This is a genomic window from Streptomyces sp. KPB2 (genome assembly GCF_003950055.1).
In the GTDB taxonomy this organism is placed as follows: domain Bacteria; phylum Actinomycetota; class Actinomycetes; order Streptomycetales; family Streptomycetaceae; genus Streptomyces; species Streptomyces salinarius.
The window spans coordinates 6,914,029-6,927,005 of record NZ_CP034353.1 but is presented as its reverse complement, the minus strand read 5'-3'; the positions used below and the strand labels follow the sequence as shown (position 1 = coordinate 6,927,005).

The 12,977-nt window shown below is 74.1% G+C and carries 12 protein-coding genes; 3 read left to right on the top strand and 9 right to left on the bottom strand.

Annotation, left to right across the window (positions count from 1 at the left end; all coding sequences use genetic code 11):
- Positions 1–2 precede the first annotated feature (2 nt).
- A complete protein-coding gene (locus D1J63_RS31340; RefSeq protein ID WP_125633484.1) occupies positions 3–1,226 on the bottom strand; it encodes a PLP-dependent transferase in 1,224 nt (407 codons plus the stop codon).
- A 59-nt stretch (positions 1,227–1,285) separates the two neighbouring features.
- Here D1J63_RS31340 and D1J63_RS31335 point away from each other — a divergent pair, with 59 nt between their 5' ends.
- Positions 1,286–1,783 carry an Lrp/AsnC family transcriptional regulator gene (locus tag D1J63_RS31335; protein ID WP_102931155.1) on the top strand — a complete coding sequence of 166 codons (498 nt, stop codon included), beginning with the start codon at positions 1,286–1,288 and terminating at the stop codon, positions 1,781–1,783.
- Between the two features lie 78 nt (positions 1,784–1,861).
- Complete coding sequence (locus D1J63_RS31330) at positions 1,862–3,550, top strand: DUF885 domain-containing protein (protein WP_125633482.1); 1,689 nt, start codon at positions 1,862–1,864, stop codon at positions 3,548–3,550.
- Between the two features lie 19 nt (positions 3,551–3,569).
- Here D1J63_RS31330 and D1J63_RS31325 read toward each other — a convergent pair whose 3' ends face one another.
- The 3 genes from D1J63_RS31325 to D1J63_RS31315 all read right to left on the bottom strand — a co-directional run bounded on the left by D1J63_RS31325 (position 3,570) and on the right by D1J63_RS31315 (position 5,707).
- Complete coding sequence (locus tag D1J63_RS31325) at positions 3,570–4,415, bottom strand: SDR family oxidoreductase (protein ID WP_125633480.1); 846 nt, start codon at positions 4,413–4,415, stop codon at positions 3,570–3,572.
- Positions 4,416–4,669: 254 nt separating this feature from the next.
- Positions 4,670–5,188, bottom strand: coding sequence for an immunity 21 family protein (locus D1J63_RS31320; RefSeq protein WP_125633478.1), 519 nt, complete (start codon positions 5,186–5,188; stop codon positions 4,670–4,672).
- 21 nt (positions 5,189–5,209) lie between these two features.
- Positions 5,210–5,707 carry a rhodanese-like domain-containing protein gene (locus D1J63_RS31315; protein WP_125633476.1) on the bottom strand — a complete coding sequence of 166 codons (498 nt, stop codon included), beginning with the start codon at positions 5,705–5,707 and terminating at the stop codon, positions 5,210–5,212.
- A gap of 194 nt (positions 5,708–5,901) precedes the next feature.
- Between D1J63_RS31315 and D1J63_RS31310 the strand changes: the two genes are divergently transcribed.
- Positions 5,902–6,348 carry an Lrp/AsnC family transcriptional regulator gene (locus D1J63_RS31310; protein ID WP_125633474.1) on the top strand — a complete coding sequence of 149 codons (447 nt, stop codon included), beginning with the start codon at positions 5,902–5,904 and terminating at the stop codon, positions 6,346–6,348.
- Positions 6,349–6,377: 29 nt separating this feature from the next.
- Here the strand turns inward: D1J63_RS31310 and D1J63_RS31305 are convergent, their stop codons facing one another.
- The 5 genes from D1J63_RS31305 to D1J63_RS31285 all read right to left on the bottom strand — a co-directional run bounded on the left by D1J63_RS31305 (position 6,378) and on the right by D1J63_RS31285 (position 12,857).
- Positions 6,378–9,377 carry an SMC family ATPase gene (locus D1J63_RS31305; protein ID WP_125633472.1) on the bottom strand — a complete coding sequence of 1,000 codons (3,000 nt, stop codon included), beginning with the start codon at positions 9,375–9,377 and terminating at the stop codon, positions 6,378–6,380.
- A complete protein-coding gene (locus D1J63_RS31300; protein WP_125633470.1) occupies positions 9,374–10,537 on the bottom strand; it encodes an exonuclease SbcCD subunit D in 1,164 nt (387 codons plus the stop codon). Before D1J63_RS31300 ends, D1J63_RS31305 begins: the two co-directional genes overlap by 4 nt.
- A gap of 90 nt (positions 10,538–10,627) precedes the next feature.
- Positions 10,628–11,206, bottom strand: a complete 579-nt coding sequence (locus tag D1J63_RS31295) for a TetR/AcrR family transcriptional regulator (protein WP_125633468.1) — start codon at positions 11,204–11,206, stop codon at positions 10,628–10,630.
- Positions 11,207–11,272: 66 nt separating this feature from the next.
- Positions 11,273–12,664, bottom strand: coding sequence for an amidase (locus D1J63_RS31290; RefSeq protein WP_125633466.1), 1,392 nt, complete (start codon positions 12,662–12,664; stop codon positions 11,273–11,275).
- The gene (locus tag D1J63_RS31285) at positions 12,651–12,857 is read right to left on the bottom strand and encodes a hypothetical protein (RefSeq protein ID WP_125633464.1); all 207 of its coding nucleotides are present in this window, start codon (positions 12,855–12,857) and stop codon (positions 12,651–12,653) included. Before D1J63_RS31285 ends, D1J63_RS31290 begins: the two co-directional genes overlap by 14 nt.
- Between the last annotated feature and the right edge of the window lie 120 nt (positions 12,858–12,977).

Sequence of the window (12,977 nt, the reverse complement as noted above, 5' to 3'; positions counted from 1 at the left end):
GGTCACTCGGCCCGTGACAGCGCCTCCCGCAGCGGAATCGCGCCGGACGGCCGCTCTCCCAGCGCCCGGTCTAGGTCGGCCCACAGGTCGTCGACGTCCTCGAGGCCGACCGACATCCGCAGCAGCCGGTCGCCGACCCCGGCGTCCCGGCGGTCGTCCGCGTCCACGATGCGGTGGCTGATGGACGCCGGGTGCTGGATGAGCGTGTCGACGCTGCCGAGGCTCACGGCCGGGGTGATCAGGCGGACGCCTCCGATGACCGCGTGCGGGTCGCCGTGGACCTCGAAGGAGACCATCGCGCCGCCGATGCGCGGATAGTGGACGCGGGCCACCCGCGGATCGGCGGCCAGCCGTCCGGCCAGCTCGGCGGCGCTCGCGGAGGCGGCGCGCACCCGGACGGGCAGGGTGGACAGTCCCCGCAGCAGCAGGTAGCCGGCCAGCGGGTGCAGCACGCCGCCGGTGGCGAAGCGGACCTGCCGCAGCCGCCCCGCGAACTCCTCGTCGCAGGCGACCACTCCGGCCAGCACGTCCCCGTGCCCACCGAGGTACTTGGTGGCACTGTGCAGCACCAGCCGGGCGCCGTGCTCGGCGGGACGCTGGAGCACGGGTGTGGCGAAGGTGTTGTCCACGAGCAGCGGCACCGATCCGCAGGCGTGGGCGACGGCCCGCAGATCGACCTCGGCCAGGGTCGGGTTGGCCGGCGACTCGACGAGCACCAGACCCGTGTCGGGACGCAGCGCGTCCGCGACGCCCGCCGGGTCGGTCCAGGTGACCTCGGTTCCGAGCAGTCCGGCGGTCAGCAGGTGGTCGCTGCAGCCGTACAGGGGCCGTACGGCGACGACGTGCCGCAGCCCCATCGAGCCGCGGACCAGCAGGACCGCGCTCAGCGCGGCCATGCCGCTGGCGAAGGCGACGGCGGCCTCGGTCCCCTCCAGCCGGGCCAGCGCCGTCTCGAAGCGGGCGACGGTCGGGTTGCCCAGCCGGCCGTAGACCGGCGGTCCGTCCGGCTCGGCACCGGTCGTGGCGAACGCGTCGATGCGGGCGGCCTCGCCGCGGCTGTCGTACGACGGGTAGGTCGTGGACAGGTCGATGGGCGGGGCGTGCAGTCCCTGGCCGGCGAGATCGTCGCGGCCGGCGTGCACGGCCTCGGTGGCCAGTGCCCGCCCGGTGGGTGCGGTGATGCGTACGTCGTCGGATGGTGACGTGTGCGTGCGCGCTGAGTCCATGGCCGAAGAGTGAACACCGACCGGGTCAGTGGGGCGCGACACCGTGTTACGTTCGGGACATGGGCGAATCCGTCGTACTGGATCCGGTCGATCTCCATCTGCTGCGGCTGTTGCAGAACGACGCCCGGACCACCTACCGCGATCTCGCCGCCCAGGTCGGTGTCGCCCCGTCGACGTGTCTGGACCGGGTGGCCCGGCTGCGGCGGGCCGGGGTGATCCTCGGCCATCGGCTCGAGCTGGACCCGGCGAAGCTGGGGCGCGGCCTCCAGGCACTGCTGCTGGTGCAGGTGCGCCCGCACCGGCGGGAGCTGGTCGGCCCGTTCGTGGACCGGATCCGGGCCCTGCCCGAGTCGCGCACCGTCTTCCACCTCACCGGCCCGGACGACTACCTCGTGCATGTCGCGGTCGCGGACATGACGGATCTGCAACGGCTGGTCCTGGACGAGTTCACGTCCCAGCGGGAGGTGGCCCGGGTCGAGACCCGGTTGATCTTCCAGCAGTGGGAGTGCGGCCCCCTCCTGCCGTCGGCCCCGTCGGCTCCCGGGGCCACGCCCTGAGCGAAATCCGGCCGCCCGGGGCGTCGGGGCCGCCCCGCAGGGCTGACGCGGCACCGGTATCCGTATGAGGATGTCCGCATGTCAGAGACGAACAGCCCGCTGCCCCGCGAGGTCGCCGACACCTATGTCGACGAGCTCATCGCCCTCGACCCGGTCACCGGTACCTATCTCGGTGTCGCGGAGAGTTCCAGCCGTCTGCCCGACTTCTCGCCCGCCGGGCAGGAGGCCCTCGCGGAGTTGGCCCGCACCACCCTGGCCCGGCTGGACGAGGCGGAGCGCCGGCCCGGCGGCGACAGCGACGTGGAGCGGCGCTGCGCGCGGCTGCTGCGCGAGCGTCTGACGGCCGAACTCGCGGTGCACGAGGCCGACGAGGGCCTGCGCTCGGTCGGAAACATGGGTACCGCCGCCCATTCCGTGCGCGAGGTCTTCACCCTCACCCCGACCGGGACCGACGAGGACTGGGCCCGCGTCGCGGAGCGGCTGCGGGCGGTGCCGGCGGCGTTCGCGGGCTACCGCGAGTCCCTGTCGCTGGGCCTGGAGCGCGAGTTGTACGCGGCGCCGCGTCCGACCGCCACGTTCGTCGAGCAGCTCGGCGAGTGGGCGGACACGGGTGAGGGGCGTGGCTGGTTCGAGGACTTCGCCGCCGACGGCCCCGAGGCACTGCGCCCGGAGCTGGACGAGGCCGCGCGGGCCGCGACCGCGGCCGTGGTCGAGCTGCGGGACTGGATGCGCGACGTGTACGCCCCGGCGATCGAGGGCGCCCCGAACACGGTGGGCCGCGAGCGCTACGCCCGCTGGTCGCGCTACTACAACGGCACGGACCTCGACCTGGACGAGGCGTACGCGTACGGCTGGGCCGAGTACCACCGCCTGCTGGCCGAGATGAAGGCGGAGGCCGAGAAGATCCTGCCGGGCGCCGAGACCCCGTGGGTGGCGCTGGCGCACCTGGACGAGCACGGCAGGCACATCGAGGGCGTCGACGAGGTCCGGGACTGGTTGCAGGGCCTGATGGACCAGGCCATCGAGCAGTTGGACGGCACCCACTTCGAACTCGCCGAGCGGGTGCGGCGGGTGGAGTCGCGCATCGCCCCGCCCGGCAGCGCGGCGGCGCCGTACTACACGTCCCCGTCGGAGGACTTCTCCCGCCCCGGCCGCACCTGGCTGCCGACGATGGGCCAGACCCGCTTCCCCGTGTACGACCTGGTCTCGACCTGGTACCACGAGGGCGTCCCGGGCCACCACCTCCAGCTGGCGCAGTGGACGCACGTCGCGGACGACCTCTCCCGCTACCAGGCATCGGTCGGCATGGTCAGCGCCAACGCCGAGGGCTGGGCGCTGTACGCGGAGCGGCTGATGGACGAGCTGGGCTACCTCACGGACGCCGAGCAGCGCCTCGGGTACCTGGACGCGCAGATGATGCGGGCCGCCCGCGTCATCGTGGACATCGGCATGCACCTGGAGCTGGAGATCCCGGCGGACTCCCCCTTCCACCCGGGTGAGCGCTGGACGCCGAAGCTGGCGCAGGAGTTCTTCGGCGCGCACAGCAGCCGCCCGGCGGACTTCGTGGAGAGCGAGCTGACCCGGTACCTGACGATCCCGGGCCAGGCGATCGGCTACAAGCTCGGCGAGCGGGCGTGGCTCCTCGGCCGGGAGAAGGCCCAGGAGCGGCACGGCGACTCCTTCGACCTGAAGGCGTGGCACATGGCGGCCCTTTCGCAGGGTTCGCTGGGCCTGGACGACCTGGTGGACGAACTGTCGCGGCTGTGAAGCCCGTTGGGGCCGACGCTCAGCGCCGGAAGCCGCCCTCCGAGTCGACGACCTGACCGGTGACCCACTCCGCCTCGTCCGTGGCCAGCCACGCGATGAGGCGGGCCGGGTCGTCGGGCATGCCCCACCGGCCGGCGGGGAAGAGCGCGGCGATCGCGTCGTAGTCCTCGCCGGTGAGGTAATCGGTGTCCACGGGGCCGGGGTTGACCGTGTTCACGGTGACGGCGTGCTCGGCGAGGGCGGTGGACAGGGAGCGCGTGACCGACGCCAGCGCGCCCTTCTGCAGCGCGTAGGCGATCTCGCCGGGCATGCCGCCCGCGATGTCCTGGCCGGAGGTCATCATCACGACGCGTCCGCCGGGGGTGCGCGGCGGCAGGGCGGCGCGGCGTCGGGCGTAGGCCTGGATCAGCAGCAGCACCGAGCGGGTGTCGACCTGCCAGTGCGCGTCGAGCATGGCGGCGTCGATGGTGTCGAGGGTGCCGTCGGAGCCGCTGAGCGCGTGGTTGGCGACGAGGATGTCCAGCCGTCCGCCGAGCGCTTCGGCGGCGGCGTCGACGAGTTCGCCGGGGGCCTCGGACCGGGTGAGGTCACCGGGACCCGCGTGCACGACGGCCTCGGGGTCGCCGAGCGCCGCCCGCACGGAGGCGGCCACGTCCTCGGGGCGGTCGGCGCCCCAGGGCATGGCGGCGTCGTGCGGGACGTGGTGGTGGAGGTAGACGCTCGCTCCGTACGCGGCGAGCCGCCGGGCCACGGCATGACCGATGCCGCTGCGCCGACTGGCTCCGGTGACGAGGGCGGTGCGGCCGCGCAGCGGCAACGGGTCGCGGCGCAGGTCTTCGGGGGTGGGCTGGGGAAGTCGTGGCATGGGCACCCATGATGAACGGGCCGCGACCTCCCCGCACCTCAATATCGTTCCCGGCCCAGTCCCCGCCGGCCGCCGAGCCGCCGCAGACGGCCCGCACGCCGACGTCGCCCCCGGCGGCACCCAGCGAGCCCACGCGAGTGGCCCGCACTTCAGAGTTTTCTCCTGCCACCGCTCGACGAGCCCCACGGACGACTCGCTCGCCCCAGCCGGCGCCGACGAGTCCCGCAGTCGACCCCGTATCACGGTCGTCCCGGCTACCGGTCGGCGAGCCGCCGCAGGTGTACGAGGCTCAGCCAGGTCTCCGGCCCGGGGCGCACCTCCGCCGCGCGCACCGCGTACCGGCCGGACTCCAGCGCGACCCGCGCCCGGCCGGCGCGGTCCGATGCGGCGCCGGGCCAGGCGGCGTCGAACAGGAGCACGGGCCCGGGCACCCGCCAGGACACCTCGGGCTCCCACTCGGCCGCGGCCAGGGCGGCGGGGACACCGGCCAGCACCTCGTCCTCGGAGTCGGCGGCACACCAGCGCACGAAGGTGCCGTGGTCGGGCAGGTACGCGGTGGCGGCGGGTTCGTCGCCGAGCACCAGGGCGGTGGAGTCGCCGACGGGAAGCAGCCCGACGTAGCCGTCGACCTCGCAGGCCCGGTCGTAGTCGGAGTCCGTCTCCTCGCCGTCGGCGCCGGTCCAGAACGGCAGGACCGTCTCCGGGACCGCGATCAGCGGCCCTCCGCCCGACTCGACCCACTCCACCCGGCCCGGCTCCGCGTATCGCACCATGCGGCAGAACCTACACGCCGCTCAGCAACCGCAGTCGGCCGCGTCCACCGGAGCGGTCAGGGGGTCGGCGGCGCGGTGCTCGACGCCCTGCCACGACTCGAACTCGAAGCCCTCGCGCACCCAGTACTCGAAGCCCCCGAGCATCTCCTTGACCGGGTAACCGAGTTCGGCGAGGGCCAGGGCGGCACGCGTCGCGCCGTTGCAGGCGGGGCCCCAGCAGTAGGTGACGACCGGCACGGCCGGGTCGAGGAGTTGACCGGCCCGTTCGGCGACGAGCGCGGTGGGCAGGTGGACGGCGCCGGGGACGTGCCCCTGGTCCCAGGACTCGGTGGACCGGCAGTCGACGAGCACGAATCCCGGGTCGCCGTCGGCCGTGAGTGCGGCGGCCACGTCGGATACGTCGGTGTGGAAGGCGAGGCTCGCCCGGAAGTACGCGGCGGCCTCGGCGGAGGGTGCGGGCGCGACGCGCAGGACGGGGTTGGCGTGCGGGACGGCGTGGGTGGTGGTGCCAGTGCTCATGGTCCGGGCTCTCCTCGGTGGATCTGCCGGTCAGGGACGTGCGTCGTGAATGTGCCGTTCAGGAACGCGTCGTTCAGGAATCTGTCACTCACGAATCCGCAGTTCAGGAATCTACGGTTCACCTCACCCCGCCTGAAGGGCGATTCCCCGGCCCACTCCTTGTGTCACCGGGGATTCCCTGCTATCCATCCCGGATGACCGAGTATTCCCCGGACAGTACCGACTGGCTCATCCTGGACGCCCTCCAGCGGGACGGGCGGGCCAGCTTCGCCGAGCTGGCCCGCGCCGTCTCGATGTCCGCGAGCGCGGTGACGGAGCGCGTACGGCGGTTGGAGGAGGCCGGGATCATCCAGGGGTACACGGCGGTCGTCGACCCCGAACGGCTGGGGCTGCCGATCCTGGCGTTCGTGCGGCTGCGCTACCCGGTAGCCAACTACAAGCCGTTCCACGACCTGGTCGCGGTCATGCCGGAGATCCTGGAGGCACACCACGTCACGGGCGACGACTGCTTCGTCGTCAAGGTCGCGGCCCGCTCGATGCGGCACCTGGAGGAGGTGTCCGGCCGGATCAGCGCCCTCGGCTCGGTCACTACCAGCGTCGTCTACTCCTCACCGCTCCCCCGCCGCCCCCTGGGCCGCTGACCCCGGCGCGGCCGACGGGACGAGGACGCTCAGCCGGCGCCCCGCTGCCGCAGGGCCGACCCGGACCGCCCCTTCACGACCTCGAGTTGGGCGTGGATGCGGCGCCGCAGGTCGGCGACGTGGCTGACGATGCCGACGCTGCGGTCCCGCTCACGCAGGGCGTCGAGGACGTCCAGGACCTCGTCGAGGGTCTGGTCGTCGAGGCTGCCGAATCCCTCGTCGATGAAGAGGGTGTCGAGGCGGACGCCCCCCGCCTCGTCGGTGACGACGTCGGCGAGCCCGAGCGCGAGGGCGAGCGACGCGAAGAACGTCTCGCCTCCGGACAGCGTGGCCGTGTCGCGTTCGCGCCCGGTCCAGGCGTCGACGACGTGCAGGCCGAGACCGCTGCGACCGCGCCCGGTGCGGTCGTCGGAGTGGACGAGCGTGTAGCGGCCGGAGGACATGCGCAGCAGCCGGGCGGAGGCCGCGGCGGCGACCTGTTCGAGGCGGGCCGCGAGGACGTACGACTCCAGGCGCATCCGGCGTTCGTTCTCCGCCGAGGTGCCCGCGGCGAGGGCGGCCAGCCGGGCGACCCGGGTGTGTTCCTCGCGCAGCGGGGCGAGCCGGCGCACGGCGGCGGTGGCCTGCGCGGACAGGCGGTCCAGCTCGGCGCAGCACCGGGCGGCGGCGTCGCGGGCCGAGGAGGCCTCGCGCAGGCGCCGGCCCGCGTCGGCCGCCGCCCGTTCCGCCGCGGCGAGGTCGGCCGGCGGTCGCCGGGCGGCGTCGGCCGTGTCGGCCTCGGCGAGGACCGCACGGACGGCGGCGTCCTCCGACTGCCAGGCGTCGAGGCGGCGTTGCAGCTCGCGGTGAGCGGTGTCGTCGAGCAGGGCGGCTGCCGCGTCCGCCGGGGTGTCGAAACCGGCCCGGAAGGCGGCGTCGGCGAGCCGGGCGTCGGCGTCCTTGAGCCGCTGGGCGGTGTCGGCGGCGACGCGGGCAGTGTCGGCGGCCTCCGTGAGCAGTGCGGCCTGCCGCTCCAGCTGCACCGCCCGCGCCTCGACGCTCTCGGCGGTGCCGCGCGCCCGCGCCAACTCCTCCTCCAGGGCGGCCTGTTCGCGCTCCAGCCGCTCGCGTCCCGCGACCCGGGAGGCGGACCGGACGGCGGCCTGCTGCCGGGCGGCGACGCGCTCCTCGCGCTCGTGTTCGGCCCGCCGCAGCTCCTCCTGCGCGGTGTGCAGTCCCGAGGCGACCGCCCGCGCCCGCGTGTACTCCCGTTCGAGTTCCCCGGCCTCTTCGGCCAGCCGGGCCGTGGGCGCGTCGCCGGCTTCCGCGGTGGCGGCGGCGAGTGCCTCCCGTACGCTGCCCAGGTGCCGTTCGGCCCGTACGCGCCGCTCGTCGGCGGCCTGGTGGGTGGCCAGGGCGCGCTCCTCCGCGTCGCGGTCGACGTGACCGGCGCTCTTGCGGGCGGGCGCGGGGTGTTCGGTGGCTCCGCACACCGCGCAGGGCGTGCCGTCGGTGAGGTTCGCGGCGAGTTCCGCGGCGATGCCGTGCAGCCGCTGTTCCTTGAGGTCGAGCCAGTGGCCGCGGGTCTCGACCGCTTCTTCGGCCGAGGCGAGCGCTTGGCGCCGCGCCTCTTCCACGTCGTCGGTGAGCCGGTCCCGCTGCCGGGCGGCGTCGAGCCGCCGCTGTGCCGGATCCCGCTGCACGGCGAGCTGTTCGGCGCGGGTCGCGGCCTCCTGCGCGGCGTCGACGCGGCCCTGGAGTGCGGTGCGGGTGGTCTCCCAGTCGGCGAGCCAGGTCTCCGCCTCCTGCCGGGCGTCGTCGTCGGCGCGTTCCTGGCGGTCGAGGGCGGCCCGCTCCTCGACCAGTTCGGTCAGGCGTCGTTCGGCGCGCCGGGCCGACTCAAGGCCCCCCAGTTCCTCGGCGGCCCGGCGTGCGGCGGTGGCGAGCCCCGCGGCACCCGCGTCGGCGAGGGCCTGCGGCAGCCGGTCCCGCGCGCGTGCTTCCGCGGTCGCCGCCGCCCGGTGTTCCGTCTCGGCGGCGTCCCGCAGCTCCAGCGCGGGGGCCACCGCCGCTGCCTTGCGGCCCCGCTCCATGCGCTGCTGCGCGGCGTGATGGGTGTCGGCCCGCTCCGCCAGCCGTGCGGCACGCTCCCGTGCCTCGGCGAACCGGCGTTGCAGCCGGTCGAGTTCGCGGGTGTCGGCCAGGTCGCGTTCCGCCGCGGCCTGGGCCGACTCGGTGGCCGTGAGCCGGCCGTCGGCGACCGCCAGCAGTTCCCGGGCGGTGCCGCGGGCGACGGCGGCGGCTTCCAGCACCGCCTCGGCCAGGCCCGGTTCGCCCGGCGCCAGTTCGGGCAGTTCCATGGCGCTGCCCGCGGCCTGCTGCATCCGGTGCGCGTCGGCCAGCAGCGCGGCGTCCCCTTCGCGCACCCGGGCCTCGGTCGTCCGGCGCCGTTCGGCGAGGTGCTTCTCGACCTCGGCGAAGCGCCGGGTGTCGAAGAGCCGGCCGAGCAGCTTGCCGCGCGCCTCGGCGTCGGCGCGCAGGAAGCGGGCGAAGTCGCCCTGGGGCAGCAGCACGACCTGGCAGAACTGCTCGCGGCTCATGCCGAGCAGTTGCGTGATCTCCTCGCCGATCTCCTGGTGGGAGCGGCTGAGGTCCTTCCAGGCGCCGGCCGTGACGTCGTACTCGCGCAGCCAGGTCTGGGCCTTGTCGACGGTCGTGCCCTTGCCGCGCAGCTTCGGCCGTTCCCACGGCGGCTGCCGGGTGATCTCCAACCGGCGGCCCGCGACGGTCAGTTCGAGGCGCACCTCGGTCCGGGTGCCGATCGCCGCGTGGTCGCTGCGCAGCGTGCTGCCCTGGCCGCTGCCGCTCTGCCGGGCGCCCGGGACCGAGCCGTACAGCGCGTAGCAGACGGCGTCGAGGACGGAGGTCTTGCCGGCGCCGGTGGGGCCGTGCAGCAGGAACAGGCCGGCGGTCGAGAGGGCGTCGAAGTCGACTCCGTGGGAGGCGCCGAAGGGGCCGAAGGCGGTGATGTCGAGCCGGTGCAGCCTCACCGGGCCACCTCCCGCACGGTGTCGTCCGCGCGCACCGCGTCGAAGGCGTCCCGCAGCACGCCCTGTTCGTGGACGTCGGGCCCGGCGCCGCGCACGTGCGCCACGAAGTCCTCCGCGATCTCCCGGTCGCTGCGGTCGGCGAGGCGCCGGGCGTAGGACACACCCGGCTCCTCGGGGGCGCGCTCCGGGTCGAAGACGAGGCTGAGGGTGTGCGGGAACCGCTCGGTGAGCCGGGCCATGGGCTCGTCCGGCCGGACCGGGTCGGTGAGGGTCGCCTCGACCCACGCGTCCTCGTGCGGGGTCAGCTCCGGGTCGGCGAGCAGGTCCGCCAGCGTGCCGCGCAGCCGGGCCAGGGCACGCGGCACCGGGCAGTCGACCCGCTCGGCGGTCAACGATCCCGTCGCGTCCAGGTCGACGAGCCACATGCTCTTGCGGTGCCGGTGCTCGGAGAAGGAGTACGGCAGCGGGGAGCCGGAGTAGCGGACGCGCTCGGTGAGGGTCTGGCAGCCGTGCAGGTGCCCGAGCGCCACGTAGTCGACGCCGTCGAAGACACCGGAGGGCACGGCGGCGACCCCGCCGACGGTGATGTCCCGCTCGCTGTCGCTCTGCTCGCCGCCGGTGACGAAGGCGTGCGCGAGGACGACGGAACGGGTGCCGGGTGCGCGCGTGGCGAGGTCGGCGCGCACCCGGTCCATGGCGGCGGCGAGCACGGCCTCGTGCCCCGCCTGCTCCACGCCGAACTCGGCCTTGACCAGCGCCGGTTCGAGATACGGCAGCCCGTAGAAGGCGACGTCTCCGTGGGCGTCGGTCAGCACCACCGGGGTGCCGCAGCCCGCCGGGTCGGTGCGCAGGTGGATGCCGGCCCGGTCGATGAGCCCGGCACCGACGCCGAGACGGCGGGCGGAGTCGTGGTTGCCGGAGATCATGACCGTCGGCACACCGAGGTCGGCGAGGCGGTGCAGGGCGTCGTCGAACAGCTCGACGGCGGCGAGCGGCGGCACCGCCCGGTCGTACACGTCTCCCGACACGACCACGGCGTCGACGGCGTGCGCGCGCACGGTCTCGACGAGGTGGCCGATGAACCCGGCCTGCGCCCCGAGCATGTTCACCCGGTGGAACGCCCGGCCGAGGTGCCAGTCGGACGTGTGCAGCAATCTCATGAAATGACCCTGACCCGCATGTTTCTCTCGGTGACGCCCCGAAGAGCCCGCCCAGGCCGGCTCGGGGGACCCGGGCAGGCGCCCACCACGCTAGCGCCTGCCGGTACCCGGTTCACCACTGACCGCATTGGTCACGAGTTCGCGCGCGTACGCGGCGTCCAGCCGGCCGGGGCGGAAGAGGATGCGGTACATGATCGGCGCCACGACGCGGTCGATCAGCAGTTCCGTCTCGGGCACCGGCTCACCGCGTCGTACCGCACGGGCCAGCACGGTGTCGATCTGCTCCGCGGCGTACGCCGAACACTGACCGGCATGGGTGCCGTCCGGGTCGCCGAGCAGGGCGTCCCGGATGTAGGCGCGCCCGGGCGGCGAGGCCATCTCGTCGAGGAACTGTTCCGCCCACGCGTCGAGGTCCGCCCGCAGGCTTCCGAGGTCGGCCGGCTCCGTTTCCGGGCGCAGTCGTTCGACGGCCACGTCGGACAGGAGTTCCTGCAGGTCGCCCCAGCGACGGTAGATCGTGGACGGGGTCACGCCCGCCCGAGCGGCCACCATCGGGACGGTGAGCGCGTCGCGGCCCACCTCCCCCACGAGTTCGCGCACCGCCGCGTGGACGGACTTCTGCACGCGTGCGCTGCGCCCGCCGGGACGGACCATGGGCCTGGGACTCATGCGCACCACCTTAATGCGAATGAGTCGCTTCTAGGCGGTGGCCGACGGCCGGGGGTCCGCCTCCCGTCAGGCCGCGAGGGGAGCGAGCCGCCCCACGCCGGTCACCGACTCCTCGTAGGCCCGGCCCACCCGGAGCACGGCGGCGTCGCAAAAGGGGCGCGCCATCAGCTGCATGCCGATCGGCAGTCCGGCGCGGTCGTGACCGACCGGCAGGGTGAGGGCCGGGACGCCGGTGATGTTGGCGGGGGCACAGAGGCGCACGTAGGCGTCCGACACGGACTCGGTCGTGCCGTCGGCCCACTCGACGGTTTCCCGCCCCGCCTCGGCGGCGGTCATCGGTACCGTCGGCGCGGCGAGGACGTCGACTCCGTCGAGCATGCGGGCCCAGGCCTCTCGCATCATGGTGCGGGCCCGCTGGGCGCGGAGGTAGTCGCCCGCCGAGGTGAGTGCGCCGGCCTCCAGCAGGACGCGGACGTCCGCCGCGTAGAGGTCGGGCGTGGCCCGCAACGAACGCTCGTGGTAGGCGGTGGCCTCGGGGACCATCAGCCCCCACTGCACGGCCTGGATGTGGCGCGCCATCGGGATCTCGACGTCGACGAGCTCCGCCCCCAGCTCCGCCAGCCGCTCGATCGCGCCGCGTAGGGATTCCTCGACCTCGGGCACGACCCGGTCGAAGTAGTAGTTCCGCGGGACGCCGACCCTCAGTCCTCGCAGGTCGCCTTCCGGGAAGCGGTCCGGCGCGGGGCCGGGCACGCTCGCCGGGTCGCGCGGGTCGTGGCCGGCGGTCGCCGACAGCACCAGCTCGGCGTCCCGGACGGTGCGGGTGAGGGGGCCCACATGGTCCAGGGACCAGGACAGCGAGGTCACGCCCGTGCGGGGGACCAGGCCGTAGGTCGGCTTGAGGCCCACCACACCGTTCAGGGCCGCGGGGACCCGGACGGAGCCGCCCGTGTCCGTGCCCATGGCGAACGTCGCCCCGCCGGCGGCGACGGCCACGGCCGAGCCACCGCTCGACCCGCCCGCGACCCGGCCGTGGTCCCAGGCGTTGTTCGTCTGCGGTGTGATCAGGCCGTAGGCGAACTCGTGCGTGTGTGTCTTGCCCAGGAGCACGGCCCCGGCGGCGCGGAGCCGTTCGGCCACCCCGCTGTCGTGTTCCGCCACGTGCCCGGCCCGCACGTGCGAGCTCGCGGTGGTGGGCAGCCCCTCCGCGTCGATCAGGTCCTTGAGCGCCATGGGGATCCCGTGCAGCGGCCCGCGCGGTCCGCTTTCGGAGATCTCGCGCTCGGCGCGGACCGCTGCGACCAGGGCCGTGTCGGCGGCGACGGTGACGTAGGCGCCCAGCCGTCCTTCGACGGCGGCGACACGGGCGAGCACCGATTCGGTGAGTTCGACGGGGGACAGCTCCCGGGTGCGCACCGCACGGGCGGCCTCGGTCAGCGACAGCTCAAACGGTTGCATCGGTGTCCTTCTCTCCGGCTCGGAAGGAGGACGCGGGGCAGGTCTCGCCGAAGTCGAGCTCGCGCAGCGTGCTGATCACGGAGTGGATGTGGTTGGCGGTCGCGGCCACTTCCTCGTGCCGGCCGTCCGCTAGGGGCAGCCCCGCCCGCAGCGCCCCTCGGGCTGCCTCTTGGGGGGTGAGTTCGCTGGTCATGGCTTCCTTCCGTGCAGTAAAAGCGAATCGTTTGCTTTAGCAGAACCGTAGGACTTACGGTGACTTAAAGCAAACGAATCGCTTTAGTGCGCGGAAGCGGTTCTCCCCGAGACCCACACA